Consider the following 9424-nt stretch of genomic DNA (forward strand, 5'->3'; position numbering starts at 1 on the left):
GAAACTCCATTGAATTTTGAAAACTCAAATAGTCTATCTAGGAATTTTCCATGCCCAAACGCACAGACATCAAATCCATCATGATCATCGGCGCCGGGCCGATCGTCATCGGCCAGGCCTGCGAGTTCGATTATTCCGGCGCGCAGGCCTGCAAGGCGCTGCGTGAGGAGGGCTACCGCGTCATTCTGGTGAACTCCAACCCGGCGACGATCATGACCGATCCGTCGCTGGCGGATGCCACCTATATCGAGCCGATCACCCCGGAGATGGTGGAAAAAATCATCGTCAAGGAGAAGCCGGACGCGCTGCTGCCGACCATGGGCGGGCAGACGGCGCTGAACACCGCCATGTCCCTCGCCAAGTCCGGCGTGCTGGACAGGCTCGGCGTGGAACTGATCGGCGCCAAGGCCGAGGTGATCGACCGTGCCGAGGACCGTTTGAAATTCCGCGACGCGATGGCCGAGATCGGCGTGATGGGCCCGAAATCCGCCATCGCCCACACGCGCGAGGAAGCCGCCGCGGCACTTGAGATTGTCGGCCTGCCGGCGGTCATCCGCCCCAGTTTCACACTTGGCGGCACGGGAGGCGGCATCGCCTATAACCGTGAGGAATTCTTCGAAATCTGCCTGGGCGGCATCGAGGCTTCGCCGACCGATGAAGTGCTGGTGGAGGAATCCGTGCTCGGCTGGAAGGAGTACGAGATGGAGGTGGTCCGCGACAAGGCGGATAACTGCATTATCATCTGCGCCATCGAGAATATCGACCCGATGGGCGTGCATACGGGCGACTCCGTCACCGTCGCCCCGGCGCTGACGCTCACCGACAAGGAATATCAGATCATGCGCGATGCGAGCATCGCCTGCCTGCGCCGTATCGGCGTGGAGACGGGCGGCTCCAACGTGCAGTTCGGCATCAACCCGGAAGATGGCCGCATGGTGGTCATCGAGATGAACCCGCGCGTCTCGCGCTCCTCGGCGCTGGCCTCCAAGGCCACGGGCTTTCCAATCGCCAAGGTGGCGGCGAAGCTGGCCGTGGGCTACACGCTGGACGAGTTGCAGAACGACATCACCAAGGCGACCCCCGCGAGCTTCGAACCGGTGATCGACTATGTCGTCATCAAGATCCCCCGCTTCACCTTCGAGAAATTCCCCGGCACCCCGGCCTTGCTCTCCACCTCCATGAAGTCGGTGGGCGAGGCGATGGCGATCGGCCGGAATTTCCAGGAGGCGTTGCAAAAGGGCCTGCGCTCGCTGGAAACCGGACTTTCCGGGCTGGATGAAATCCCCGCCCCTGGCGATGGCGGGGCGGATGCGTTCCGCGCGGCACTCTCCACCCCACGCCCGGACCGGCTGCTGGTGGCCGCCCAGGCGCTGCGCGCCGGGCTCTCGGTGGAGGAGGTGCACGCCGCCACCAAGTTCGACCCGTGGTTTCTGGAGCAGATGCAAGACCTCATCGCCGCCGAGACCGAGGTGAAGGCAAACGGCCTGCCGCGCGATGCGTTCGGCCTGCGCCGGCTGAAATCCTTGGGTTTCGCCGATAAGCGCCTGGCCCAGCTCACCGGACAGAAGGAAAGCGCGGTGACGGCGCAGCGGCTGAAGCTGAACGTCACCCCGGCCTATAAGCGCATCGACACCTGTGCCGGCGAATTCGCCTCCGCCACCTCTTATATGTATTCGACCTATGAGGGCTCCTACGGCACGCCGCTGGACGAGGCGGAGGTTTCGGACAAGCGCAAGGTGGTGATCCTGGGCGGCGGGCCCAACCGCATCGGCCAGGGCATCGAGTTCGATTATTGCTGCGTCCATGCCGCCTATGCGCTGCGCGAGGCCGGGTATGAGACCATCATGGTCAATTGCAACCCGGAGACCGTCTCCACCGATTACGACACCTCCGACCGGCTTTATTTCGAGCCGCTCTTCGCGGAGGACGTGATCTCGCTCCTGCGCAAGGAGCAGGAGAAGGGCACGCTGCTGGGCTGCATCGTGCAATATGGCGGGCAGACGCCGCTGAAGCTCTCTTTGGCGCTGGAGGCGGCGGGCATTCCCATCCTCGGCACCTCGGCCGACGCGATCGATCTGGCGGAGGACCGCGAGCGATTCCAGGAATTGCTGAAGAAACTCGGCCTGCGCCAGCCCGATAACGGCATCGCCCGCTCCACCGAGCAGGCCGAGGCGATCGCCGAGCGGATCGGCTACCCCGTGATCATCCGCCCTTCTTATGTGCTGGGCGGGCGGGCCATGGAGATCGTGTATGACCGCTCCGGGCTGGAGCGCTATATGCGCGAGGCGGTGCGCGTTTCCGGCGATAATCCGGTGCTGATCGACCGGTATCTGAACGAAGCCTCCGAGGTGGATGTGGACTGCATCTGCGACGGCACGGACGTGTATGTGGCGGGCGTGATGGAGCATATCGAGGAGGCGGGCATCCATTCCGGCGATTCCGCCTGTTCGCTGCCGCCTTACTCGCTCTCACCCGCCATCGTCGCGGAACTGCGGGCCGAGACCGTCGCCATGGCCAAGGCGCTGGGCGTGGTGGGGCTGATGAATGTGCAATACGCCATCCAGAGCGACATGATCTATGTGCTGGAAGTGAACCCCCGCGCCTCGCGCACCGTGCCCTTCGTGGCCAAGGCCACCGGCGTGCCGGTGGCCAAGATCGGCGCGCTGGTGATGGCGGGCGCCAAGCTCGCCGGGTTCGGGCTGGATGATTCCGTCTCGCTCGGCCATGTCGCGGTGAAGGAGGCGGTGTTCCCCTTCGCGCGCTTCCCCAATGTGGACACGCTGCTGGGGCCGGAAATGAAATCCACCGGCGAGGTGATGGGGCTGGACAATAATTTCGCCCGCGCCTTCGCCAAGGCGCAGCTCGGCGCCGGGGTGAAGCTGCCGCTCTCGGGGGCGGCCTTCGTCTCGGTGAAGGACGCGGACAAGCCCGCCATCCTGCCGGTGGCGCGGCGCCTGGCGGAGCTGGGGTTCGCCATCCTGGCCACGGGCGGCACGGCGCAATGCCTGGCCGAGGCCGGGATTCCGGTGAAACGCATCAATAAAGTGCTGGAAGGACGCCCGCATTGCGTGGACGCCATTCTCTCGGGCGATGTGCAGTTGATCATCAATACCGCCTCGGGCGCGCAATCGGTGGCGGATAGCTTCGACATACGCCGCTCGGCCCTGACTCACGGCGTGCCGAACTTCACGACCATAGCGGGCGCGCGGGCGGCGGCGCACGCCATCGCGGCGCTGATGTCCCGCACTCTTGAAGTCGCGCCCTTACAGTCGTATTTTCACCAATCCTTCTGACCGGCTCCGGCGCTCAGGCGCCGGAGGCGGCCAGCCATGCAACCCCCATCGGGGGCATCCCGCCCTTGAGGAGATAAAGTGCAGAAATTTCCCATGACCGCGGCTGGTCTCGCGGCACTCGAAGACGAATTGCGGACACTCAGGGCCATTGAGCGTCCGGCGATCATTCGTGCCATTGCCGAAGCCCGCGCCCATGGCGACCTCTCAGAGAACGCCGAATATCACGCCGCGCGCGAGCGCCAGTCCTTCATCGAGGGGCGGATTTCGGAATTGGAAGAGATCGTCTCGGCGGTGGAGGTGATCGACCCCACCGCCCTGACCGGGGATACGGTGAAATTCGGCGCCACGGTGCTGGTGGTGGATGAGGACACGGACCAGGAAGCGACCTATCAGATCGTCGGGCTATATGAGGCCGACATCAAGCAGGCCAAGCTTTCCGTGACCTCTCCGCTCGCCAAGGCGTTAATTTCCAAGCGTGTCGGCGACACCGTGGCCGTGCCCGCCCCCGGCGGCGACCGCTCCTACGAAATCCTGAAAATCAGCTACGTTTGACATGATCACTTACGATGATGTCCTGGCCGCCTCACGGCGGATCCAGGGTGCTGTGCTGCGCACGCCCTTCCTGCGTTCCGACGCGCTGTCCCGCCTCACCGGGGCGGAACTCTATGTCAAATACGACCATTTGCAGGCGACCGGCGCCTTCAAGGAGCGCGGCGCCGCCAACCGCATCGCCCTGCTGACGCCAGAGGAGCGCCAGCGCGGGGTCGTCGCCATGTCGGCGGGCAACCATGCCCAGGCCGTGGCCCGGCATGCGGCGCTAACGGGCATCAAGGCCAGCATCGTCATGCCCCGGCACACGCCCGCCACCAAGGTGACGCGCACCGCCGCCTGGGGCGCCAATGTGGTGCTGCACGGCGACAATCTGGCCGAGGCCGCCGCCGAGGCGCACAGGCTGGAGAAGGAAGAGGGGCTGTTCTTCATCCACCCTTACGACGACCCGGCGGTGATGGCGGGCCAGGGCACCATGGCGCTGGAAATGCTGCAAGACGTACCGGATCTGGACGCGATCGTGGTGGCGACGGGCGGCGGCGGGCTGGTCGCGGGCAGCGCCACGGTGGCGCGGCATTTGCGGCCCGACTGCAAGATTTACGGCGTGGAGGTGGAAGCCTATTCCGCCTTCGCCCAGGCGCTGGCGGGCGAGGAGATCAAGGTTGGCGGGCCGACCATCGCCGAGGGCATCGCCGTGCGTGACATCGGCCCCAACCCGCTGGCGGTGCTGAAAACGCTGCAAGTCCCGGTGCTGGTGGTCTCCGAACATGCGGTGGAGAGCGCCATCGACGCCTTCGTCGAAAACGCCAAGCAGGTGACGGAAGGCGCTGGCGCCGCCGGGCTCGCCGCCGTGATGAGTTTTCCGGAATATTTCCGGGGCAAGAAAGTGGGGATCTCCATCTGCGGGGCGAATATCGACCCGCGCATTCTGGCCAACACGCTGATGCGCTGCCTGCTGCGCGACGGGCGGATGCTGCGGCTGGTGCTGGAAATGCCCGACCGGCCCGGCATGCTGGCTGAAGTCTCGGCGCGCATCGGCGCGCTGGGCGGCAATATATTGGAGGTCGCGCATCACCGGCTCTTCTCCAGCCCCTCGGTCCAGGATGCCCAGCTTGAAGTCATGATCGAGGCGCGCGACGCGGCCCATGGCGAGGCCATCGAGGCATCGCTGGCGGAAGTGTTCGTGCTGCGCCGGCTCTAGGGTATTTTCCCGCCGCGCCGGCGCGCGGCTTGGTCTGGTTCGATGAGGCCATCCGGCAGGGCGCGCTCCGCTATCGGCCATTTAGCCATCCCGCTTATCCCTGAAATTCATCAACGAATTTCAGGGGCGGGCCTCCAGCAAGCCCGCGAAGCCAAAAATTTCAATCAATTCGATTTATCGGCTCGATTTACCGGCCGGTTGCGCCGCAACGCGGCGGCGCCCGGCGGGCGTCTGAACCGCCTCGCGCCGCTTATCCGCCCCGAAGCAAGCGGGGCGGAGGGGCGCAGGCCAAGCGTGGCCGGGGCTCAGCGCTCGTCGTCGTTATTTTCGGTCTGCACGTCGATGTCGGCGTCGATCACGTCGGAATCATCCTCCAGATCGTCGGCGTCGTCGAGAATATCCTCATCGTCCCCGTCATCGGGCACTTCCACATCCGAATCGTCCGAATCATGCGCCGGCTTGGCGGCCTTCTTCTGCTGCTCCTCGGGCAACGGCGCGGCGCGCTTCAGGCGCGGCTGCTCAACCGGCTGCTCGGCGCCGCATTTGGGGCACAAAGCCGGTTCCTTGCCGAGATCAAAGAATCGCGCCCCACAGGAGACGCAGGTGTGTTTTTCGCCAAGTTCGGGTTTCGCCATGTCAAACCTCGGATGAATGGGCCGTTTCAATCAAGGGCGGCGCGATGCCATGCCATTGCTTCTATGTCAAACACTCTCAGCCATGCTAAGCGCGCGCGCATGGACCAGCATTCCCCCCGCCCCCATCTCTCCCGCCGGCCCACCGGCCCGCTTTCCGGCCGGGCCACGGTGCCGGGCGACAAATCCATCAGCCACCGCGCCCTGATGTTTGGCGCCCTCGCCGTCGGCCAGACCCGCATTTCCGGCCTGCTGGAGGGCGAGGACGTACTGCGCACCGCCGCCGCCATGCGCGCCCTGGGGGCTGATATTTCCCGCGACGGCGCGGACTGGCTGGTGAGCGGGCGGGGACTCGGCGGGCTGATCGAACCGGCGGACGTGCTGGACATGGGCAATTCCGGCACCGCCGCGCGGCTGCTGGCGGGGATTCTCTCCACCCATCCGCTTTATGCGGTGATGACCGGCGACGCCTCCCTGCGCAAGCGCCCGATGGGCCGGGTGGTGGACCCGCTGGGCGCCACCGGGGCGCAATTCCTCGCCCGGGCGGGCAACCGCCTGCCGCTGACGATTCTCGGCGCGCGCGACCCCCTGCCGCTCTCCTACCGGCTGCCCGTGGCCTCCGCCCAGGTGAAATCCGCCGTGCTGCTCGCCGGGCTCAACGCCCCGGGCTATACGGAGGTGGAGGAGCCCGAGCCCACCCGCGACCATTCGGAGAACATGCTGCGCCATTTCGGCGCGCAGGTCACCGTGACGCAGGCCGGCACCGGCCGCCATATCCGCCTCAGGGGGCAGCCGGAACTGCGCGCCGCCGATGTCGCGGTGCCGGGCGACCCTTCCTCCGCCGCTTTTCCCGTGGCCGCGGCGCTGCTGGTGCCGGGCAGCGAGATCACCATCGCCAATGCCGGGCTCAACACGCTGCGCACGGGGCTGTTTCTGACCTTGCGCGAAATGGGGGCGAGGCTGGACGTGGCCGACCAGCGCACCGAGGGCGGGGAACCCGTGGGCGACCTGACCGCCGGTTTTTCCACGCTGCGCGGCGTGGATGTGCCCCCGGAACGCGCGCCCAGCATGATCGACGAATATCCCATCCTCGCCGTGCTCTGCGCCGCCGCGCGCGGCACCTCGCGCCTGCGGGGCCTGGCCGAGCTGCGGGTGAAGGAATCCGACCGCCTGACCGCCACCGCCGCCCTGCTGCGGGTGAACGGCGTGGCGGTGGAGATCGAGGGCGACGATCTGATCGTGCATGGCGATGGCGGGATTCAAGGCGGCGGACTGGTGGAGACGCATATGGACCACCGCCTCGCCATGTCCGCCCTGGTGATGGGCCAGGCCTCGCGCGAGCCGGTGCGGATCGACGATGCGAGTTTCATCGACACCTCCTTCCCCGGCTTCCTGAAGCTGATGCGCGGGCTGGGCGCGGAGATGGCGGCGGCATGATCATCATCGCCATCGATGGCCCGGCCGCCGCGGGCAAGGGGACGCTGGCCCGGCGCCTGGCCGGCGCGTTGAAGCTGCCTTATCTCGATACCGGCCTGCTCTACCGCGCCACCGCCAAGCGCGTGCTGGAGGCGGGCGGCGACCCGGCCGACGCGCTGGCCGCCACGGGGGCGGCGATGTCGCTGCGCGACTCCGACACGGCCCGCACGGATCTGCGCGACGCCGCGACCTCCAGGGCGGCGAGCCAAGTCGCCTCCATCCCCGCGGTGAGGGACGCGCTGCTCGCCTATCAGCGCGCCTATGGCGACGCCAACGGCGCCGTGCTGGATGGGCGGGACATAGGCACCGTCATCTTTCCGCATGCGGATGTGAAGCTGTTCGTGACCGCCAGCGTGGAAGCGCGCGCCAAACGCCGCCAGGCCGAATTCGCCGCCAGGGGCGAGACGACGAGCCTGGCGAAGGTGATCGCCGACGTGGCGGCGCGCGACGAGGCGGACCGCGGCCGCGCCGCGGCCCCGCTGATTCCCGCCGAGGATGCGATTCTCATTGATACCACCAGCATGAATGCGGACGAGGCCTTTGCCCACGCGCTCGCCATCGTGACCCGAAAGATCCAGCCCTGACGGTTTGGGTCTTGTCTTGACTTCAAGAGCGGTCCATCCGCATAGTGTTTTAAGGGGGCAATGAGTGTTTAACCACGAATATCCTGGGATATTTCGTACCATCGCTCCAGCCTGACATAATTCTTCGAGAGGAGCCGATCTTGAAACGCAAAACATTCGTCTCGCTGATCGCGCCGCTGGCGCTCGGCCTGACCTACATGGCGGCACCGCAAATCGCCCGCGCCGCGGATAGCGGCACCAACATCGTTGTCGGCGCGGACACCACCTTTCCCCCCTTCGAGTCCGAGGTGGACGGCAAGGTCACCGGGTTCGACATCGACATGATCAAAGCCATCGCCAAGGCTGAAGACATGACGGTGACGATCAAGACATTGCCGTTCAACGGTATCATTCCGAGCTTGCAGACCGGCGCGCTGGACGCCGCCGTGGCCGGCATCACCATCAAGACCAGCCGGTTGCAGAATGTCGATTTCAGCGACGCCTACTATAAATCCGGCCTGTCGATCCTGGTGAAGAAGGGCTCCGGCATCAAGAGCTTCGCCGATCTGAAGGGACATGTGGTCGCCACCAAGAAGGCCACCTCCTCGGTCGATTATCTTCAGCAGCACGGCTTCGAAATGAGCCATGTCAAGCAGTTCCAGAACATCGATTCCGCCTATCAGGCGCTGGAAACCGGCGGTGCGGACGCGGTGATCTTCGACAATCCGGTCAACGTCAATTTCAAGACGATGCATACCAACGTGGAAACCGTGGGCCCGCTGCTGACCGGCGAATATTACGGCATCGCGATCAGCAAGAAGGACCCCACGCTGGTCGCCAAGATCAATGACGGCCTCGCCAAGATCAAGAAGGACGGTGTTTATCACCAGCTCTTCGTGAAATATTTCGGCGGCGATGTCAGCGGCGAGGTGAACGAAGCCCTGGCGCCCACCGCCGTCGCCGTTTCGGACTAAAATACCGCTCGCGGCGGCCGGTTGCCCGGTATGGGCAACCGGTATCATCCTTGGTGCCAAGGCCGCCGCGCCAAACCCTGAACATCGTGCTTCAAGATGCATCCCCAGACGATCGGGCTTCCGGACGGATCGTCTGGGGATGTGTCTTCCAGGGGCAGCAAGCGTGAGGTAGTTCCGAACCATGAGCGTTGTCTGGCAAAATCTTCCGGTCATTCTGGGAGGGTTATGGCTCACCATCCAATATTCGATCGTCGCCATCGTCCTGATGGTGGTGATCGGGCTGGTGGCCGCCCTCATGCGTCTTTCCTCGGTGGCGCCGCTGCGGTGGATCGCTTCCGCCTATGTCGAAATCTTCCGCTCCACCCCGCTGCTGGTACAGCTTTTCTTCATCGTTCTCGGCCTGCCCGCGATCTTGCCGGTCAATCAATGGTTCGGCCAGCTCATGTATCCGATCCTGGCCGCGGCACTCACGCTGAGCCTGAACGAGGGCGCCTATGTCACCGAGATCATCCGCGCCGGTATTCTCGGCGTCGACAGGGGGCAGAAGGAAGCCGCGATGAGCATCGGAATGACCGGGCTCCAGACGATGCGCTACATCGTGCTGCCGCAGGCCTTCAAGAGAATGATCCCGCCCTTGGTGAATCAGGCGGCACTGACGATCAAGGACACCTCGCTGCTGGCTCCCGTCGGCGTTGCCGAGCTGGTCTATAAAGGCGTGTTCGTGTTCGCCGCGACC

At 65.2% G+C, this 9424-nt stretch carries 8 protein-coding genes; 7 read left to right on the forward strand and 1 reads right to left on the reverse strand.

What is annotated here, in order from left to right; translation table 11 throughout:
• The first annotated feature begins 50 nt into the window (after positions 1–50).
• The 3 genes from carB (at position 51) to AB7D48_RS11840 (ending at position 5043) form a co-directional block, all read left to right on the forward strand.
• Positions 51–3293, forward strand: coding sequence for a carbamoyl-phosphate synthase large subunit (gene carB / locus AB7D48_RS11830; protein ID WP_427979283.1), 3243 nt, complete (start codon positions 51–53; stop codon positions 3291–3293).
• Positions 3294–3371: 78 nt separating this feature from the next.
• Positions 3372–3845, forward strand: coding sequence for a transcription elongation factor GreA (gene greA, locus AB7D48_RS11835; RefSeq protein WP_427979286.1), 474 nt, complete (start codon positions 3372–3374; stop codon positions 3843–3845).
• Between the two features lies 1 nt (position 3846).
• The gene (locus AB7D48_RS11840; RefSeq protein ID WP_427979289.1) at positions 3847–5043 is read left to right on the forward strand and encodes a threonine ammonia-lyase; all 1197 of its coding nucleotides are present in this window, start codon (positions 3847–3849) and stop codon (positions 5041–5043) included.
• Between the two features lie 305 nt (positions 5044–5348).
• Here the strand turns inward: AB7D48_RS11840 and AB7D48_RS11845 are convergent, their stop codons facing one another.
• Positions 5349–5678, reverse strand: a complete 330-nt coding sequence (locus AB7D48_RS11845) for an FYDLN acid domain-containing protein (RefSeq protein WP_427979292.1) — start codon at positions 5676–5678, stop codon at positions 5349–5351.
• Between the two features lie 99 nt (positions 5679–5777).
• Here AB7D48_RS11845 and aroA point away from each other — a divergent pair, with 99 nt between their 5' ends.
• From aroA to AB7D48_RS11865, 4 genes are all read left to right on the forward strand, one after another.
• The gene (gene aroA / locus AB7D48_RS11850) at positions 5778–7112 is read left to right on the forward strand and encodes a 3-phosphoshikimate 1-carboxyvinyltransferase (RefSeq protein WP_427979295.1); all 1335 of its coding nucleotides are present in this window, start codon (positions 5778–5780) and stop codon (positions 7110–7112) included.
• Positions 7109–7735: a (d)CMP kinase gene (gene cmk, locus AB7D48_RS11855; protein WP_427979298.1), complete on the forward strand. Its 627-nt coding sequence runs from the start codon at positions 7109–7111 to the stop codon at positions 7733–7735. Before aroA ends, cmk begins: the two co-directional genes overlap by 4 nt.
• A 140-nt stretch (positions 7736–7875) precedes the next feature.
• A complete protein-coding gene (locus tag AB7D48_RS11860; RefSeq protein WP_427979301.1) occupies positions 7876–8688 on the forward strand; it encodes a transporter substrate-binding domain-containing protein in 813 nt (270 codons plus the stop codon).
• A gap of 181 nt (positions 8689–8869) precedes the next feature.
• A partial coding sequence (locus AB7D48_RS11865) for an amino acid ABC transporter permease (RefSeq protein WP_427979303.1) occupies positions 8870–9424 on the forward strand: 555 nt, incomplete at its 3' end.

This window comes from Acidocella sp., assembly GCF_050253495.1.
Taxonomy (GTDB): Bacteria; Pseudomonadota; Alphaproteobacteria; order Acetobacterales; family Acetobacteraceae; genus Acidocella.

What these genes read in the sequence shown, in the direction of transcription:
- AB7D48_RS11845 (WP_427979292.1), bottom strand. Translation starts at nt 5,678, where the DNA reads ATGGCGAAACCCGAACTTGGCGAAAAACACACCTGCGTCTCCTGTGGG.
- AB7D48_RS11840 (WP_427979289.1), top strand. Translation starts at nt 3,847, where the DNA reads ATGATCACTTACGATGATGTCCTGGCCGCCTCACGGCGGATCCAGGGT.
- cmk (WP_427979298.1), top strand. Translation starts at nt 7,109, where the DNA reads ATGATCATCATCGCCATCGATGGCCCGGCCGCCGCGGGCAAGGGGACG.
- aroA (WP_427979295.1), top strand. Translation starts at nt 5,778, where the DNA reads ATGGACCAGCATTCCCCCCGCCCCCATCTCTCCCGCCGGCCCACCGGC.
- carB (WP_427979283.1), top strand. Translation starts at nt 51, where the DNA reads ATGCCCAAACGCACAGACATCAAATCCATCATGATCATCGGCGCCGGG.